Origin of the sequence: Nostoc sp. T09 (genome assembly GCF_002154695.1) — a bacterium.
In the GTDB taxonomy this organism is placed as follows: Bacteria; Cyanobacteriota; Cyanobacteriia; order Cyanobacteriales; family Nostocaceae; genus Aulosira.
On the sequence record NZ_MTAV01000174.1, the window covers coordinates 27347 to 45236 of the forward strand.

Sequence of the window (17890 nt, forward strand, 5' to 3'; positions counted from 1 at the left end):
AAACCTAATGAACTTGGGCAGGAGTTTTGAAACTCAGATGTCCTGTGGTGCATTTGGGACAAAAGTGTGAGGATTAAGGTTTTGAATAATACCAATGCTTTCTTTGCTCTTGACAGCATTTGTCTTAAAAATAGGAAGACTAACCCAGCGAAGACTGCACTTGCTTGTGTAGGTTCGCTAGGTTGTTAGGAACACTACACTAGGTAGGCTTCCCCTCAGCTAGGATGCAAAGAAATTAGAAAAGGTAAATAATTTTTATTTTTTACTTTGTAGAGTCTGCTCAACCCATACCAGGACACGACGACCAAGGCTAGTACCATTTAATCTGTCGATCTCACGAACTCCAGTTGGACTGGTGACGTTAACTTCGGTAAGGTAGCCGCCGATAACATCAATACCTACAAAAATTAAGCCGTCTTGGCGTAAATTTTTGGCTACTTGGTCACAAATTTCATGCTCTCTTGAAGTAATTTCAGTTTGAGCAACTGTACCACCAGCTGCCATATTATTGCGAAAGTCACTACCACTAGACAGGCGATTGAGGGCACCAATCGGTTCGCCATTAAGTAGGATAATTCTTTTATCTCCATCTTTTGCCTCTGGTAAGTAGGTTTGTACCATAACTGGTACTCGACCTTGAAAAGTACTAAGTTCAACAATTGAGTTGAAATTGCGATCGCTTGATTGTAAAAATAAAATCCCTTCCCCAGCCTTGTTACCTAGTGGTTTGAGAACAGTTGCCCCTTTTGCTTCCACAAATTTCCTGATAACCTGCTTATCAGCACTAACTATGGTTTCTGGAATTACATTGGTAAATTGAAGGGCATACATTTTTTCGTTTGCACTTCGGATACCCTTTGGACTGTTAATTACTAAAGTTTTGTTTTGGTCAATGTAATCCAAAATGTAGGTTGCATAGAGGTAGGAATCGTTGACTGGTGGATCTGTCCGCATAAATACAGCATCCATTGTTTCTAGGCAAGTTAAGGGACTTTGGGCTTCGCTCAACTTGTACCAAGGATTGACTGCAAAATAGCGTCCCTCCACCAACTGCACTGGTGTAAGTTCTACCCGCTGTAAGATAGCCCAGGCTTTACCTTCTACTACACTCAACAGATTGGCCTGCGTTACCCAAACTTCGTGTCCTAGGATTTGCGCTGCCTCCATCAAGGCAACACTAGTATCATGGCATGGATCAAGCTGATGGATGGGATCAATAATAAAAGCTAGTTTCACGCTTTCTGCCTCAATCACCAGGAAAATTAACGTTATTGAACTTACATTATCTCCTGATGTTTCAGCTGATTTACACTTACTTCTATTGTCAGAAAGCGTAATTCTAATAATTTGTCCTTTTATACGCTATTGCTAGAAGTTAGTAGCTCATTTAGCTTGCCTTGACTTTCTAAAGCATGAATATCATCACAACCACCAATATGATTGTTATTGATAAAAATTTGTGGTACAGAGCGTCTTCCATGTGCTCGTTGAGCCATTTTAGCCCGTGCTGTCTCGTCTCCGTCGATGCTGTATTCGATAAATTCTACTCCCTTATTATTCAGCAAATTTTTCGCCTGGATACAAAATGGGCAAGTCCTCCAGGTATAAATTTCTACTTTAGCGACCATAACGTCCTCAACTTGATTGAATATTTTTAATTTTAGAACGTTGGCACTGGCTGTAGTTGCTTTATTAAATTTTGGGTTAAATTTCAAAAGTCTCCCAATAGATCTGCACAAATAAAGGTTAGTCAATAGTCGATAGGCTTTTAGCTATAGACTCTTGACTAATGTTATGTTTGCACCAGGTTCCTTAATCAACTGATGGTATTCGAGTTTAAATACTTGCAGCCTCAGCAACTATACGGTGATTACTTGGCGCTCAAATTATTTTTAAGTATTAACCACTACCAAAAATGGAGTTCGCTAACCTTAAAATTTATGGCTTAGGTCTTTCCGACGTACCAAGGTCAGCATAGATTCTTATTATTAGTTGCTTAAAAAATTACTTTTATCAACTTAATGGATGATTCTTTCAAAAACTCAGCCACATGCACCGGATAAGGTGGCTCAACATGTTATGGTTATAAACTTTATTTATGTTAAATACTGCCCTGTATCCGGTGCTTCACGCTGCCACACTCTAAAAGAGTAAAATTTAAACTTGTACTAGAGGCTTTTTTTTCAACACTTTTAGCGCGCTCACTGCCAATAACCCAAGAGCTGCCGTAGTAGTAGGTTCAGGCACTTGTTTAGGCGGAGGAGGAGGTGGAGTAAAATAAGTGCCTTGGTTTTTTGTAAGACTAGGCTCACTTAAGTTTGTGCCATACTGGAAACGAACATTGTTAATTTTTTGGATATCAAAGTTAGTAGACAGACCTGATAAAACAAATGTGGCGGAGTCTTTTACAAAAGTTCCCGTTTTTACGGCAGGATTTGGACTATCGTAACCGCTGATGATACCGTAATTAAATTGCTGTCCCCCACCCCCTTGGAAAATACCCAAGCCAGCAGTACCTATACCATAGTGTTGGCTGATTCCAGACAGCGATGTTGTACCATTGCCAGTATTTGGCAATTTCCATTCATCAAGAGCCTTAAGATTGACATTATTTGTGGTGCTAGCGCCATTATTGGAAACTACTTTTGGAGCTATGGCTGAAGACAAGGATAAACCTGTGGGATTTCCTGTAATGTCCCAGAAAAGGGCTGTCAGAATATCAGAAGGGACTGTAGTACCTGGCCCTGTATTAGTTAAGGTGACTTGCAATTTACCTTGATTAATCAGTGAGTCATCAAAAACAACTGATGCTCCTAGAGTGTTAGTAGCTCCTCCTGAAGCTGAGTTAGTTCCTGTCGCAGAAAAAGTCATAGTAGCGGCATATGCTTTGGGTATTTGCCCAGCAGTAACCACAGCTATTGCTGATACAAAGTAGGTTAGATAACCTAAGATTTGCTTGGAATATGCTTGAGACATGCGGATTAAACCCCTCTGTTTTAGCCTGAAGCTAGTAAAATATTTTAAATCAATTTTCATACATAAGTAATCCTCAATATAAATTGGCACAAAAAATTTTGTCAGTCTACGGTTTTTCTAGAACTTCATTTAAAATTTAATTGAGCAATAAATATTATTTTTTTACAGGTTGTTCCCAAGATTGTAGTATTTTTACTGTGACTAGAAACGTAGGAAACATCAGTAAAATCTCGCTGTTGCCTTCGATAAATTTAGTTGTGTATTCATACATTTATTTCTAAGTTATATTCTTTATAAGAATATAACTTACGCCTAATGTGAATTAGAAAAAAAGGCGGGAGAAGTAAGAAGATGAAAGTTACCAGCAATTCATTTCAGACTTCCCCCATGAATAGCATAGACTTTGGAACGCTATTAACGACAATCTTTGTAGTGGTAGATGATTGGTATCAAAAGCAAGTAAAAAAGACAACGCTCCTAAAACCAGGAGTTAAAGCAAGAATGAGCGATAGTGAAATCATGACACTGGCACTGGTAATGGATTATTTGCCTTTTCCGGGAGAAACCCAGAAACTGTGTTTTATCCGAGGAAATTACTTTGAATGGTTTCCCAATTTACTTGACCAAAGTCAATTCAATCGTCGCTTACGTAAGTTGGATGGAATGTTAGAGAACTTACGCCGCAGTTGGGTAGAGCAATTGGTTGGAGAAAGTGAAAAATATTTCCTTCTCGACACCAAACCATTACCAGTATTAGGACTCAAACGTGACAAGCGACATAGTGATTTTGCAGCAAATGCTACTCCTGGTTGGTGTGCCGCTAGGGAAATGCGTTATTTTGGCTACAAGCTAGTTATGCTGTCAACGTGGAATGGAATTCCCATTGCTTATGACATAGTGCCTGCGCGCTCCAGATGAGAGAATTGCTGCTGATAGTGTTCTGGAGATGGTTAGTGCTAGTGATATTTACGCAGATAAAGGATTTATCTCTGCCGATTGGCAGGCCGCGCTCGCTCGTCGCACTGGTAATCGAATCTGGACACTCAAGCGCCATAACCAGCATCTTCAACATCAAGAGAGCTTGAAGCGCTTTATTAGTCGTGTTCGGAGCGCGTGTAGAAGGTGTTTTTCACGAAATTCAAAACACTGGTCGTAATCCCGAACGCTTACTCAACAAAACTGTTGATGGCTTTTGTGTACATATTGCAGCCAAGATTGCATCTCATACTCTGCGTTTGTTGCTCCGTCGCCGTTTTGGTATTGATGTTCTCACTTTCCAGTCTCAACCTATTTAATTCACATTAGGCGTAACTTAGTCTTTCCTACTTAAATACTCAGTTATTCATTTATAGTATTTACACTTAATTTGTTGCTCGATTAACCCAGCCGTTAATAGTAAAGCGGCTAGCAGCAAAAACTTTAGAGGGGCAATTAACAGGAAGTACTTCGTGCATATAGCGGCTGAGGAAGAAGACAATGCTGTTATTGCGAGGCTCAACTGTTTTAAAAAAGTCGGAATTTACATAAAAATTAGAGGAGATTTTACTATCGTAAATCAGCAATTCTCCACCAGAGAAATGCTTAGGTTCTTGGTAAAAGTAATAAACGTAAGTAAGTTCTCTAAGGACAGTTTCTGGACTACCATTATCATTATGAATTTTGTAATAATTACCATCATTATGTGCGGTTAGTTGGCTTTCAATATAACTTATAGGAAATGAGAGTAGCCCTAATCTAGTGATTACATCAGGTATAATCGCTTCTATTCGCTTTAAAATCAGTTGGGAGAACTCAGGAAATGAGTAGAGCACCATTGATTGACGATAATTCATCGCTTTAGTGGAAGTACTGGTAGACACAAACTCTGCTTCTTTCCCAAGAACATAGTTGAGTAGCTGCTGATGTTCATCTGGTGTTAAAAAGTTATCTATTTGTAGATACTCAGAAGATAAAACATTGATATTTGCAAGTTGAACTGCTTCTATTGGTTGTACCGAAATTTGCGGTTCTGTACTCATTATTTCTAATTAGGATTGACGACGGGGTAGCTTCAGCTTACTGAAGTAAAAAGATTCTCTACCTTTAATAGCAAATGCCGTAGTAAACATCACTACGGCATTTTAACTAAAACACAAAACTTTATTTTTTAGTATTTACCGAGAGTCAACAGCGTATTGAATCAGTTGGGTTAAGCGATGGCGTAGGGTTTCTAATCCTAAGCGCTGGCTAGCAGAAATAAACACTGCTAGAGGAAATTCTTCCCGAGCTAGAGCTAGGGTTTCGCTATTGACTTGATCTATCTTGTTAAAAGCAACCAATGCTGGTCCTGGAGTCACTGGCATTTGGGCCAAGATTTCTCTAACTGCGCGAATATGGCTCAACCAAGCTGGATGAGACAAATCGACCAAATGTAGTAAAGCATCAGCTTCTGTGACTTCCTCCAAGGTAGCGCGGAAAGCGTCCATTAATGAAGCAGGCAATTCGTGTATAAACCCTACTGTATCTGTCAGTAGAATCTCTTCATGTTCACCTGTCTCGGCATGGGAAATAACTAACCGGCGCGTGGTGGGGTCAAGAGTGGCAAAGAGTTGGTCAGCGGTATAAACTTCGGCATTGGTGAGGGCGTTCAGCAAGGTGGATTTTCCAGCGTTGGTATAACCAACCAAAGCCACTGAGGGAACTTCCCGATGTTGTCGGCGCTGGCGTAAGCGAGAACGATGTGCTTGCAACTGGTTAACTTCTTGTTGCAATCGAGAAATGCGTCGCTGAATAGCACGGCGTTCAGTTTCGAGTTTGGTTTCACCAGGACCACGAGTACCGATACCACCACCTAACCGGGACATTGCTAGACCTCTACCAGTCAGCCGCGGTAGCATATACTCTAGCTGTGCCAGTTCTACTTGTAACTTACCAGCGCGGGACTGAGCGCGTTGGGCAAATATATCCAAAATTACTTCGGTACGGTCAACTACCCGCAAACCAATCTGCGCTTCTAGGTTGCGGACTTGGGCGGGTGAGAGGTCGCGATCAAATACGACAAGATTTGCCCCCAAGGTTTGGGCAGTTAGGGCGACTTCTTGAACTTTACCTTCACCGACTACTGTCTGGGGATGAATACGCGATCGCTTTTGTTGTACTGTCTGCAATACATCACCCCCAGCTGTCTCTACCAAGCGTGCCAATTCCGCCAAGGTATCGTGGAATCTTAGAGGAGTCATCTCATCTGTCATCACTCCCACAATGAGCACGCGATCATGGTCAATATCTACTTGCTGGGCAACAAATTCTCGCTGAAATTCTGCTTCTAGATTTTCTACTAAATCTAAAAAATCTTGCTGTGTCAGTTCATCTAAACTCAGAGGCGGCGATACACTCCAGCTTGGAGTTTGGACAGTACTCGACCCAGCTTGAGATAAAGCTGCACTGGCAAGCAAAGCCTCAGACTCTTGGGGTATCAGATGAGCTAAATAAGCTTCTTTAACGTACCCAGCAGCACCGCCTCCTCGGCGTGTAAATCCCGTTCCAGTAATATTGAGTACAACCAGAGCGTCTAACCGTTGCAATGCCATAGCTGTTAGCGCTGCCTCATTAGGCGGTTCTGGCTTCAGATGAGTGGCTATACAACGAATACCACTAAGTCGTTCTGCACCATAACGGGGCAATTCTAATGGTGGAATTTGCGTTTGACGCGGTGTGCCTACCCCTACACGAATCACTTGTCCGCGACGGTTGAGGTAGGCACAAACAGGCTGATTGATTTCTGTACTAATTGCTGCCAGACGCTGGGAAAACTCGGACGTACTGATGCGATCGCCCGGTATGCGTTGGTGATATAGCCGCTGTAGTTGCTTCAGCTGGCTGGACTTTAATCCTTGGAGATTTCCGTAGATAGTCTCTATAGGCGTTTCTAACCAGTTAAATGGTCCCCCGAATCCTGCTATAGTCTATTTTACAACATGCTTAAAGCTACAAACTCTACCTGACAAGGCTTATTTTCATGACTGAGTCAACAGAAATCTGGTATGTTGTCAAGCGTCCTGCTGGTTATTGCGAGATAGTCGCTAATGTAGTTGCTGGGGAAGCTAATCCAGAGATTATAGAACAGTGGGGTCCTTTTACTTCTCAAGCAGAGGCGATCGCCCGTCGTGTCGGATTAATTAGGGCTGGCAAATGCCAACCCCAATAAATCAGAAAATTTATAATTTTTAATTTTTTCCTGTAGTTGTGGTGCCCCTAGCAGTAATTTGTTTGCCTAGCACTTCTACTGCTTTAGCGAATTGAGGATCTTGTAGGGTGGCAAGTTTGTCACGCTCGTTTAGCCATAACTCTTGCCTTTGCGCATCGGTCAAATCCAGCTTGACATCTGGATCAATCCCATGCTTATTAATATCTTTACCATTTGGAGTATGGTATTTAGCAATTGTTACGGCTAATCCTGAGCCATCTTCTAAGGGGCGCACTGATTGTACTAAGCCCTTACCAAATGTTTGAGTTCCCACTAAAGTAGCACGTTTGTTGTCCTGCAAAGCTCCAGAGAGGATCTCACTAGCACTGGCTGAGCCTTTATCTACCAACACTACTAATGGCTTATTTGTTAAAGCACGTCCATTTGCTATTTCTCGCTCTTGCTCACCTTGGCGGTCAATAGTGGAGACAATTGTACCTGTATTCAGCCACATCCGCGCAATTTCCACACTGGAGAATAGTAGACCACCAGGATTGCCACGCAAATCCAAAACATAACCAACAACTTGTTTGGTTTCTAAATTTTTGATGGCATTTTGCATTTCCTTGCCTGCATTAGCGCTGAATTGGTTCAGACGTATATAGCCCAGATTCCCAGCTGGTGTTTGTTTTTGCGAGTATTTAACTGGATGAATTTCAATGCGTGCTCGTTGAATTTCAAAATCTTTGGTTTGACCACTACGCCGAATAGTTAGTTTTACCTTCGTTCCTGCTTCACCGCGAATGAGGGATACTGCCTTGTTAGTATCCATCCCCTCAGTACTGTTACCATCGATTTTAAGAATTTCATCCTTGGCTAAAATCCCAGCCTTAAATGCAGGAGTATCCTCAATGGGGGCAATCACAACGAGCTGTTTCGTTTTTTCATCCTGACTGATTGTGATACCGATACCTGTTAGCTCTCCAGAGGTATCAACCTGCATATTTTTGAATTCCTGCGGGTTCATGAACCGGGTATAGGGGTCATCTAGCTTTTTCAGCATTTCCCGGATGGACTTATAAGCTTCCTCTTTATTACTGTAAGACTTACTTAAATACTCCTTCCGTACAGCCTGCCAATCTACCTGATTAAAAGTACCGTCTACGTATTGACGCTGAACAACTTGCCAAACTTCGTCTATCAATTCCTTGGGACTGTTATTTAAAGCCTGACCTCGTGAGTGAATGCCAAGGCTCGTAATAGCAATAGTTGAGAGCGTCACTGCCGTAGCACCCAAAACCAGCTTACTTTTTGTAATCACCATAATGACAGCTGCGCCAGAGGAAAAATTTTGTATAGTCAGTATGCTCAATCTAACACAGGGTATCACTGTAACAGACGAGCATGTATTCTTATTACAGCAAAATACTTGGCAATCCGGCGACCCTTGTGGTCGCCGTTACTAAAACTTTAAGGTTCTACCCAGCGTCCATCTGCCTTGATGAGGTTAATTAATTCCTCTACACCTTTGTCTTCTGGGACTTTTTTAATTTCTTCTCTGCCACGATATAAAGAAATATAACCAGGAGTCTTGCCTACGTATCCATAGTCAGCATCTGCCATTTCTCCGGGGCCATTTACAATACAACCCATAACTGCTATGTCTAGCCCTGTTAAATGCTTGGTTGCTTCTCGGACTTTGTGCAGTACTTCTTCTAGGTTAAATAAAGTACGTCCGCAGGAAGGACAAGCGACATATTCCACCATAGTTTTCCGCAAACCCAAGGCTTGCAGAATGCTGTAACAGACGGGAATTTCTTTTTCTGGTGCTTCTGTAAGCGAGACCCGAATTGTGTCGCCAATGCCATCAGCCAGCAATGTGGCAATGCCAGCTGTAGATTTAATTCGCCCGTATTCCCCATCACCGGCTTCTGTGACGCCCAAATGCAGGGGATAATCCATTCCCAACTCATCCATGCGCTTGGCGATCAGACGATAAGCAGCTACCATGACTGGTACTCGCGAGGCCTTCATCGAAATTACCAAATTGTGAAAGTTTAGAGATTCACAAATGCGAATGAATTCCAAAGCCGATTCCACCATTCCTTCTGGGGTATCGCCGTAAGTAAATAGCATTCTCTCAGCCAGAGAACCATGATTTACCCCGATACGCATGGCTTTACCTTGATCTCTTAAAGATACGACCAAAGGTGCTAGGGTTTCGCGGATTTTTTCGCCAATTTCATCAAATTCCGCATTGGTATATTCATTTCTATTAGTATTTGGCTTTTCAAACACATACAAACCAGGATTAATCCGTACTTTCTCGATGTGCTTGGCAACTTCCAAAGCGATTTTCATGCCGTTGTGATGCACATCAGCAACAATGGGCACATCTCGGTAGGATTTAATGAGTTTTTGTTTAATTTCCGCTAAAGCTTTGGCATGAGCCATACTTGGCACAGTAACGCGGACAATTTCGCAGCCAATCTCGTGTAGACGACGAATAGCTGCTACAGAACCATCGATATCTAGGGTGTCTTCATTAATCATTGACTGCACCACCACAGGGTAGCCACCGCCAATGGTGACATCTCCTACCTTTACCGGACGGGTTTTACGCCGCTTAATTGTTGTATCAAAGGTGGGTTCGCTAGATGTGGTGTTTACAGTTGTAACTGTGGGCAGAGTTTGCATAACCTCATTAGGTAAATTTGCTGTAGCGAAAATATCAAATTTCAAAATCTCTGTTTCTCAGATTGCCACAGCTGGGGCGATTTTAGTCAATGAGGGAGTAAAAAAAACATAAAGTGAGAAAAAAGCAGAAATAAAGGAGATTTATCGATTTTTCTCTTAACCGGAAATAGACAATTTACTAGCTTTTGCTACCAAGTAGCGATCGCGCTGTTACTGAGTTACAAATGCTATGACTGACGTCAATTAGTTTATAAAATCAAGTTTCATACTCTTTATCTGCTTAGATGTATCAAGGAGCGGCTTTAATTACCACGGTATTTTAGGAGTATATAATTAACAAACTGCATCGGTAGGGATGAAATAAATGAATAAATTATTATTTATCATCATTAATAATTAAAATATCAATATCTATGTCAGCTAATATAAAGTCATTATTTTATTTTAAAAAATTAACTATCTCTTCTTTAGCTTCATCCAGATGCTGAGCAATCTCTTTAATTTTTTAACTAAATACTGTCTAGTTTGACAGCGCTTATGTCAACACTAGAAAAATCTCTTTCACCTGCTGTGTAAAGTCTGAGTAATTCATCCTGGTTAATAAGAGCGATCGCCATCAAAATCAAGCTATTATATCTGTTACTAAATTGTCTGATGCCTATGCTAGAACAAACATTAATATTTCAAAAAGCTTTAGAAGCAGTAGAAGCACTAGATCCAGAAGCTCAAGCTATGCTTGTGGATATCATTCAAAAGCGTCTTAAAAGGCAAAGACGGGATAATTTATTAACACAAATTGTGCAAGCAGAGAATGATTACGCTCAGGGTAATATCCGGCGTGGTTCAGTTGCAGATTTAATTGCGGAGTTGGACGAGTGAAAAATTTAGTTTGGAGTAAAACATTTGTTCGTGCTTTTAAATATGTGGTTAATAAAAATCCTGAATTTCGGTTTCAAATTGAGGAAATATTGGATCAAATAGCTGAAGATCCATTTCAACAAAGTTTAGGTAGTCATAAATTAAAAGATGATTTGTTAGGTAGATGGTCATGCTCGATTAATTATAATACTCGGATTTTATTTAAGTTTGTTGTTAATCCAGAGTTAGGAGAGGAAGAAATATTATTATTGACTCTAGATCATCGTGAATTTTAAATAAATCAAAACTGAATTTGAAGAACTAAGTTAAAAATAAAGGACTGATTTTATATGAATACTCAAACTACAACTCAACTCTCAATACCCCCACACTTCAACTTGGAAAAAGTGGGCGAAGTCTGGCGCGTCCCCTATCAAGAACTCGCATCAGAAGCTGAAGCATGGGCACAAAAACTCAATATTCAACCAGCAGCTTTTGATAAACGCCGTATTTGTTTACTTTTAATTGATGTCCAAAATACTTTCTGTATCCCTGGATTTGAATTATTTGTAGAAGGAAAATCTGGCACGGGTGCAGTAGAAGATAATCAGCGTTTGTGTGAATTTATTTATCGTAATTTAGGAGTAATTACAACAATTGTGCCAACGATGGATACTCACACAGCAATGCAAATTTTTCATCCTATTTTTTGGATAAATGCCGCTGGAGAGCACCCGATACCAGCAGCTACAAGCATTACCCCAACAGATCTAGAACAAGGAATCTGGAAAGTTAACCCAGCAGTTGCTAATAGTATTACTAAGGGCGATTATGAATTATTGAAAAAACATGCTTATCATTATGTTAAGCAGCTAAGTCAAGATGGAAAATACCCTCTCACAGTTTGGCCTTACCATTCAATGTTAGGCGGAATTGGTCATGCTTTAGTTTCATCAGTAGAAGCAGCAATATTTTTCCACTGCATTGCGCGTCAGAGTCTAACACAATTTGAAATTAAAGGTGATAATCCCTTAACCGAGAATTATTCTGTATTACGCCCAGAGGTATTAATAGGTTTTGATCAAAATCCACTTGCTCAAAAAAACACGCGTTTAATTCAGCAACTTTTAGAGTTTGATGCTGTAATTATTGGCGGTCAAGCTAAAAGTCATTGTGTAGCTTGGACAATTGACGATTTATTAACAGAAATTAAACAGATAGATGCTAACTTGGCTAAAAAAGTTTATCTGTTAGAAGATTGTACTTCTGCTGTTGTTGTTCCTGGCGTTGTTGACTACACAGAACAGGCAGATGCAGCCTTTGCCAGATTTGCCGCAGCAGGAATGCATATTATAAAATCTACCGACCCGATCCAATCCTTTTTTTAACGCAGAGGAACGCAAAGTTTTCGCAAAGGAACACAGAGATTGTTCTGCGAAACTCTGCGTTTGAAAATAAGTCTTATTTGGTGAGATAACTCTTTGGATCTTGGGCAGCCCAACCCAGAGATGAGGTAGAACGTACTTCAAAATGAAGATGTGATTGTTTGGCAGCAGGTTGTCCAGTAGTGCCGACTGTTCCTAACAAATCTCCTTTTTTCACTGGCTGACCGACACTTACCTTAATACTGTCAAGATGGGCGTAGCGGCTTTGGAGTCCGCCACCGTGATTGATGATGACTAACTTGCCATAAGTACCTTGTTCGCTGGCAAAGGCTACAGTTCCAGGTGCGATCGCTTGCACAGGTGTGCCTACAGCTGCTAGCAAATCTACCCCACTATGAAAGAAGACTTCACCTGTGGTGGGATGAATTTGCCAGCCATAAGGTAAGCCTACAGTTGTAACTGCTGGCAAAGGATAGCCACTGATTTGAGTAGTCGATGGAGTTGGGGTGCGAGACGCAGTTAAAGGACGATTTGGTAAGCCATTCACCCCAGGAACAAACACAACTCTGGGGTTTTGCTGACAGCCATTCACTTCAAACATTGCATCAGCACGAACTTTATACTTGGCTGCTACTTGTCGCCACGTTTGACCCTGAGGCACTTCTACAACAATTCCATTGTAGGGAGGAATCTGAAGTTCGCTGCCAACAGTCACTGTACCGTTTTTCACAGCAGGATTCATGCTAATAATAGTTGCAGGATTGAGATTATAGAGTTGCGCTATACTCTCTAGCGTTTCACCACGAGCAACTACATGGCGCTGGAAACGAGATAGGGCAGGAGGAGTCGGGCAACTCTCTACAGCAGCATTGGCACTTTGTAAGTCTGGGAGTATGAATCCTAGCCCCAAAGCGCTGACTAAACCACAGATAAACACTAGACGGTAGGGACGAGTCATGTGTACCAGTAAAGAGAGCGTTAATTCTAGATTTTAAATTGGGTATTGAAGATTAGAAGCGGACTGGGGGCTAGTAGTTCCCTCTAAGTATGCTTAAGCGCTATGAAGAGAAAGAAGAATTACTTATTTTTTTCAGTTTTTCTTGACTGTTCTGTCAAATTGATCTGTCCACTTGCTGTTTGCTTGACTAAACTTAGAAATTAGCAACTGCATTGCTGTCATTAAAGCGGAATTATTATGAAGTTATCTTTAAAGCAACTGGCCGTCTATATATCTTTACTGATAATCGGTGGCGGTGCAGGTTGGTTAGGTAGTCGCTATCTCCTGCCAAAACGTTACTCTTTTCAAGAACTAAAAAATGTTACAGTTGCTTTGCCTCCAGAATCCGTAGCTCCTAATCCTGGGAGCGGACCTGTTGGCGCGACTGGGGGCGATAATGTGAATTTTATTGCCACAGCTGTGCAAAAAGTCGGCCCAGCTGTAGTGCGAATTAATGCCACCCGCAAAGTAGCAAATCCAATTTCCGACGCGTTAAAAAATCCCCTACTGCGTCGTTTCTTCGGTGAAGATGAGCAACCAATTCCGGAAGAGCGAATTGAACGCGGTACAGGGTCGGGATTCATATTAAGCGCTAATGGGGAATTATTGACTAATGCTCATGTAGTTGCAGATACAGACACAGTACAAGTCACCCTCAAGGATGGTCGGACTTTTGAGGGCAAGGTTTTGGGAGTGGATGCTGTCACAGATGTGGCAGTAGTTAAAATTCCAGCGAACAAATTGCCTATGGTAAAGCTGGGAAATTCGCAAAACTTAATCCCAGGTCAGTGGGCGATCGCTATTGGTAATCCTTTGGGTTTAGATAATACTGTCACTATTGGCATTATCAGCGCTACCGATCGCACTAGCGCTCAAGTTGGCGTTCCAGAAAAGCGAGTTAGCTTTATCCAAACTGATGCTGCAATTAACCCCGGTAACTCTGGGGGACCTTTGTTAAACGCCCAAGGCGAAGTTATTGGTGTCAACACGGCTATTCGTGCTGATGCTCAAGGTCTTGGGTTTGCGATCCCCATTGAAACTGCTGCTCGAATTGCGAATGAACTATTTACCAAAGGGCGTGTAGAACATCCTTTTCTGGGGGTGGAAATGACAGATCTTTCTCCAGCTAAAAAACAGCAGATTAATCAAGAAAATCAGCTCAATATCCAGCAGGATGCTGGTGTTGTGATTAAGGGCATCCTGGACAATTCGCCAGCAAAACGGGCAGGACTGCTTCCCGGAGACGTGATTCAAAAAATTAACCGCAAGCCAGTTAAAACCTCAGCCCAAGTACAGAGGCTAGTAGAGTCTAGTTCAGTTGGAGACATATTAGAAATCGAAGTCAGCCGCAACAGCAAAACCCAAATATTCAAAGTGCAATCAGGGGCTTATCCTCCGAAGAAGTAGTTCATCGTTGTAAGTAGTGAACCTATGCCCCAAAATTTTGGGTAGAAATTGACTATTGACTCGACAAATGATCTAACTGCATTCTCTGTTCCATCTGGCGCAGGAAATAGCCTGTCATCATCGCTGAAGCCAAAAGACCCGCTAGATTTTCCCTATCTGTTGTGATTTGCACGTTGAAATTTTCTGAAGGTAGCATTCCCACCAGCCCTTGGACGTTTTGCGAAATAATTTGCTTAATTTCAGGGCTTACGGACTGGGCAACGCGAGCTAAAACTTCAGGCGACTGGTGCTGTAGATATTTGAGCAACTGATTGGGATTTTCCTCAAAGTAGTCGTTTAGAAGCTGGTTGGCTTGTTCCTCAGAGTTGTCATTGAGAAAGTCAGGATTAAACTCCATTGGCAGTGTTTTGTAGCTTAGTTGCTGATTCTACTCTAAACCATAGTACAAGGGTAATGCATTCCCCACTGGTATAAGGCATGAACTCTATCCTGGGGAAGGCTGCTACCTGATTTACAGTAGAGAAAGTCTCATTTATCAGGATTTTTAGGCTCAACTTTACTGGCTAGCCTTGGTGTTGATCTTAGTAAATACTTCAGTAGCACTGCTAGAAGAGCTTTGCTTGATTATGTAGTCAAACAATTTTGGATTTTAGATTTTGCGGAAAGTTGCCAGGAGGGTTTCCCTCCGTAGCAAAATTTCCAAGACAGATTTTGGATTGACCCCTTAGATAAATCTGCTTGCTCTGTACCATCAAGGAATTATTACTCAGTGATGATCTCATAACTTGATCGGGGTTGAAAGGCTTTTATTTACTTTATAAGTACGAATGCCGCTTTTGTGTAAAAAATAGCTCACAATCCCACAATTTCTTCTGCTGTTGCCTCTGCGTTAAGTTCTAAATCCAGCTCTAGTTGTTGTTCTTTTTGATTTGTAGCTAATATCTGAGGAAGCTGCTCGATTTGAAAATACTGATGAAATTTCGGTGTTACTTGTAGCGAGTAAGAGCGAGAGTCACTATCTCGGCGTTTTCTCACAAAACCGAGTTCTACAAGTTCAGGAACGTGTTGATACACTCCCGAACCCCGCAGGTTAATCAAGTCGCTTTGGAGTATAGGGCTATTGAGGGCGATCGCGGCTAAAGTCCGCAATGCACCTAAACCTAATTCTACGGGGATTAGTGTTTGCACTAAGTCGTGAAAATCAGACCGTAGTTGCAAACTATAACCATTTGGTGTCTCTACGACTTCTAGGGCGCTATCTCGGCGGGCCTAGTCGTCAATTAGTTCAATGATGCCTTCCTCAACCGTAGCCCGATCGCACGCGGCATACTCGGCGATTTCACCGAGCGACAAGGGCTTACCCTTTAAATAGAGAATTGCTTCTATCTTCGTCGCTGTGGCTGTATTCATGAGTCGTTAGTCATTAGTCATTAGTCATTAGTCATTCGTCATCTGTATTTGACAACTGACACCTGACGAAAGACGAGTTCCAAGTGTGTGGGATATTATCATATTTATTTAAATACGTCAAGGTTGATTGAACCTTGCTAGTTTCCTTTGTGGCTCGTCCCTCGTCGATTTTTAGCTTACAAACCTCTGCTTTTGAGGATAAATTCTGCGATCGCTAAATCTTGGGGAGTTGTAACTTTGAGATTTGTCTCCTCACCTTGAACAATTCGGACTTCGATACCACACTTTTCAAACAAAGCCGCATCGTCAGTTACTTCCCAACCTTGACGCACACCTTCGGCGTGACACTGTTTCAATAATTTCACATCAAATCCTTGAGGAGTTTGGGCTGCCCATAATTGGCTTCGGTCAGGCGTACTTTGGATTATGCCATGTTCATCAACGACTTTGATCGTGTCTTTGACGGGTACCGCGGCAATCAAACCTGAACAGTGGCGAATGGCTTGGGCACAGGAATTGAGTAAATCTGGTGTGGCTAGGCATCTAGCGCCATCGTGAATCAAAACTTGCTCGGCGGCGGTTGGCAGCGCCTGCAAGCCATTGTAAACAGATTCTTGCCTAGTGGAGCCACCACGAATTAATTCCACTGGTTTAGTCAGCTTTAAGTTATCCAGAATTGCCCTTAAGTCATCCCAGTCAGTAGGTTGGGAAATAATTCCAATCCAACTGATGCTATGTGCCGCTTCTGCGGCTTTGAGCGTCCAAGTAATAATCGGTTGCGATCGCACTGTTAGTAGGAGTTTATTGCGGTCACTCCCCATTCTTCGTCCTATACCCGCAGCTGGAATTAGTAAATACACAGAATTCTTCAATCTTTTGGCTATATATTTTCCCCTAAAATAGGGAGCGAGTAAGCGTCAATAAATATTATGCGAGTAGTAGCCCTTGTACCTGGCGGAATTGGCGACCAAATTCTTTTGTTTCCGACTTTAGACGACCTGAAGCGTTATTACCCAAATGCTCAGATCGATGTCATAGTGGAACCCCGGTCAAAGGCTGCCTACCGGGTCAGCAAGTCAATTAACGAGGTACTGACCTTTGATTACAAAGATCGTAACAGTTTGGCAGATTGGGGTAATTTGGTGGGCATGATTCGCGATCGCGAGTACGATGTCGCCATTGCTGTTGGACAAAGCTGGTTAGTGGGTCTTTTGCTCTGGTTGACGGGAATTCCCACACGCGTTGGCTATCAAGGTAAAGGAGCACTGTTTCTCACTCAAACTATAGCTTTTAAACCTTCCCAGTATTTGGCAGGGGTGTACCATGATTTGCTGCAACAGTTGGGCATTAACTCCCCTTGCCCAGAATTAGCAGTGAATGTGCCAAAACCAGATATTGAGTGGGCACAGAAGGAACAAAAGCGCCTAGGAGTCGATGAAACAGGTTATGTCTTGATTTATCCTGGCTCTAGCCAATCATCCCCAGCTAAAGATTTAGATAAAATTTATCCTGCGAAAAACTGGCGGCAAATTATTCAAGACTTTCAACAAAAGCAGCCAGATTTGCCTGTAGTACTCGTTCAAGAACCTGAGGATGAACAAATTGTGCGATCGCTTTTGGAATCCTGTCCAAATATTAAGGTGACTTCCCCAGATAATATCGGCAAGCTGGCTGCGATCGTTGGCGGTGCAAGTTTGATGTTAACTACTAACAGTGTAGCCCTGCAAGTTAGCGTTGCAGTTCAAACTTATACCATTGCCTTATTTGGAGCCACAGAGCCAGCGCAGTTATTGCCCAAGAGCGAGAAATTTTTAGCGATCAAATCCTCCACAAGTAAATTGGCAGATATTTCGCCCAAAGTAGTTTTAGAGAAAATCTGGGGTGGCTAAACCAGCAGCTACGCAAAAGGTTACAGACAAAAGGCATTTATGATGAGCTTTTGCACTGTTCTGTAAGCCTACAGAACCAAACCCTACGAACCTTCTGCGGTTTCTC

Annotated in this window: 18 protein-coding genes and 1 pseudogene; 8 read left to right on the forward strand and 11 right to left on the reverse strand. The window is 42.0% G+C overall.

What is annotated here, in order from left to right:
• Nucleotides 1-255 precede the first annotated feature (255 nt).
• The 3 genes from gshB to BV372_RS29000 form a co-directional block, all read right to left on the reverse strand.
• Entirely contained in the window at nt 256-1236 is a 981-nt protein-coding gene (gene gshB / locus BV372_RS28990; RefSeq protein WP_086690095.1) for a glutathione synthase, read from the reverse strand.
• Between the two features lie 119 nt (nt 1237-1355).
• Nucleotides 1356-1628, reverse strand: a complete 273-nt coding sequence (gene grxC, locus BV372_RS28995; RefSeq protein ID WP_086690097.1) for a glutaredoxin 3 — start codon at nt 1626-1628, stop codon at nt 1356-1358.
• Between the two features lie 529 nt (nt 1629-2157).
• Nucleotides 2158-2976 (reverse strand): XDD4 family exosortase-dependent surface protein, encoded by an 819-nt coding sequence (locus tag BV372_RS29000; protein ID WP_143845361.1) that lies wholly within the window; start codon nt 2974-2976, stop codon nt 2158-2160.
• 351 nt (nt 2977-3327) lie between these two features.
• Between BV372_RS29000 and BV372_RS37995 the strand changes: the two genes are divergently transcribed.
• On the forward strand, nt 3328-3894 hold the full coding sequence (locus tag BV372_RS37995; protein WP_256973526.1) for a hypothetical protein: 567 nt from the start codon (nt 3328-3330) through the stop codon (nt 3892-3894).
• 182 nt (nt 3895-4076) lie between these two features.
• On the forward strand, nt 4077-4271 hold the full coding sequence (locus BV372_RS38000; RefSeq protein ID WP_256973527.1) for a hypothetical protein: 195 nt from the start codon (nt 4077-4079) through the stop codon (nt 4269-4271).
• Between the two features lie 66 nt (nt 4272-4337).
• Here BV372_RS38000 and BV372_RS29010 read toward each other — a convergent pair whose 3' ends face one another.
• Entirely contained in the window at nt 4338-4994 is a 657-nt protein-coding gene (locus BV372_RS29010) for a 2OG-Fe(II) oxygenase (protein WP_086690054.1), read from the reverse strand.
• A gap of 135 nt (nt 4995-5129) precedes the next feature.
• A complete protein-coding gene (hflX, locus tag BV372_RS29015) occupies nt 5130-6875 on the reverse strand; it encodes a GTPase HflX (RefSeq protein ID WP_179198269.1) in 1746 nt (581 codons plus the stop codon).
• A gap of 98 nt (nt 6876-6973) precedes the next feature.
• On the opposite strand from hflX, the gene BV372_RS29020 reads away from it, so the two are divergent.
• Complete coding sequence (locus BV372_RS29020) at nt 6974-7162, forward strand: DDE transposase family protein (protein ID WP_086690058.1); 189 nt, start codon at nt 6974-6976, stop codon at nt 7160-7162.
• A gap of 19 nt (nt 7163-7181) precedes the next feature.
• Here the strand turns inward: BV372_RS29020 and ctpC are convergent, their stop codons facing one another.
• Together ctpC and ispG are read right to left on the reverse strand one after the other, a co-directional pair.
• Nucleotides 7182-8465: a carboxyl-terminal processing protease CtpC gene (gene ctpC, locus BV372_RS29025; RefSeq protein WP_086690060.1), complete on the reverse strand. Its 1284-nt coding sequence runs from the start codon at nt 8463-8465 to the stop codon at nt 7182-7184.
• Between the two features lie 146 nt (nt 8466-8611).
• Nucleotides 8612-9838, reverse strand: coding sequence for a (E)-4-hydroxy-3-methylbut-2-enyl-diphosphate synthase (gene ispG, locus BV372_RS29030; RefSeq protein WP_086690101.1), 1227 nt, complete (start codon nt 9836-9838; stop codon nt 8612-8614).
• Nucleotides 9839-10498: 660 nt separating this feature from the next.
• Here ispG and BV372_RS29035 point away from each other — a divergent pair.
• From BV372_RS29035 to BV372_RS29045, 3 genes are read left to right on the forward strand one after another with little or no spacing between them, the layout of a single operon-like run.
• Entirely contained in the window at nt 10499-10717 is a 219-nt protein-coding gene (locus BV372_RS29035) for a hypothetical protein (protein WP_086690103.1), read from the forward strand.
• Complete coding sequence (locus BV372_RS29040) at nt 10714-10992, forward strand: type II toxin-antitoxin system YoeB family toxin (RefSeq protein ID WP_086690062.1); 279 nt, start codon at nt 10714-10716, stop codon at nt 10990-10992. Before BV372_RS29035 ends, BV372_RS29040 begins: the two co-directional genes overlap by 4 nt.
• A 54-nt stretch (nt 10993-11046) precedes the next feature.
• Nucleotides 11047-12084, forward strand: a complete 1038-nt coding sequence (locus BV372_RS29045) for a cysteine hydrolase family protein (RefSeq protein WP_086690064.1) — start codon at nt 11047-11049, stop codon at nt 12082-12084.
• 73 nt (nt 12085-12157) lie between these two features.
• Here the strand turns inward: BV372_RS29045 and BV372_RS29050 are convergent, their stop codons facing one another.
• A complete protein-coding gene (locus BV372_RS29050; RefSeq protein ID WP_086690066.1) occupies nt 12158-13039 on the reverse strand; it encodes a M23 family metallopeptidase in 882 nt (293 codons plus the stop codon).
• A 237-nt stretch (nt 13040-13276) separates the two neighbouring features.
• Between BV372_RS29050 and BV372_RS29055 the strand changes: the two genes are divergently transcribed.
• Nucleotides 13277-14485: an HhoA/HhoB/HtrA family serine endopeptidase gene (locus tag BV372_RS29055; RefSeq protein ID WP_086690068.1), complete on the forward strand. Its 1209-nt coding sequence runs from the start codon at nt 13277-13279 to the stop codon at nt 14483-14485.
• A gap of 52 nt (nt 14486-14537) precedes the next feature.
• Here the strand turns inward: BV372_RS29055 and BV372_RS29060 are convergent, their stop codons facing one another.
• The 3 genes and pseudogenes from BV372_RS29060 to ispD all read right to left on the reverse strand — a co-directional run bounded on the left by BV372_RS29060 (nt 14538) and on the right by ispD (nt 16755).
• On the reverse strand, nt 14538-14882 hold the full coding sequence (locus tag BV372_RS29060; protein WP_086690070.1) for a DUF760 domain-containing protein: 345 nt from the start codon (nt 14880-14882) through the stop codon (nt 14538-14540).
• A 455-nt stretch (nt 14883-15337) separates the two neighbouring features.
• Nucleotides 15338-15895: pseudogene (gene scpB, locus BV372_RS29065) on the reverse strand (SMC-Scp complex subunit ScpB).
• Between the two features lie 176 nt (nt 15896-16071).
• Nucleotides 16072-16755 (reverse strand): 2-C-methyl-D-erythritol 4-phosphate cytidylyltransferase, encoded by a 684-nt coding sequence (ispD, locus tag BV372_RS29070; protein ID WP_086690072.1) that lies wholly within the window; start codon nt 16753-16755, stop codon nt 16072-16074.
• Between the two features lie 69 nt (nt 16756-16824).
• Between ispD and BV372_RS29075 the strand changes: the two genes are divergently transcribed.
• Nucleotides 16825-17784 carry a glycosyltransferase family 9 protein gene (locus BV372_RS29075; protein ID WP_086690074.1) on the forward strand — a complete coding sequence of 320 codons (960 nt, stop codon included), beginning with the start codon at nt 16825-16827 and terminating at the stop codon, nt 17782-17784.
• The last annotated feature ends 106 nt before the right edge of the window (nt 17785-17890 follow it).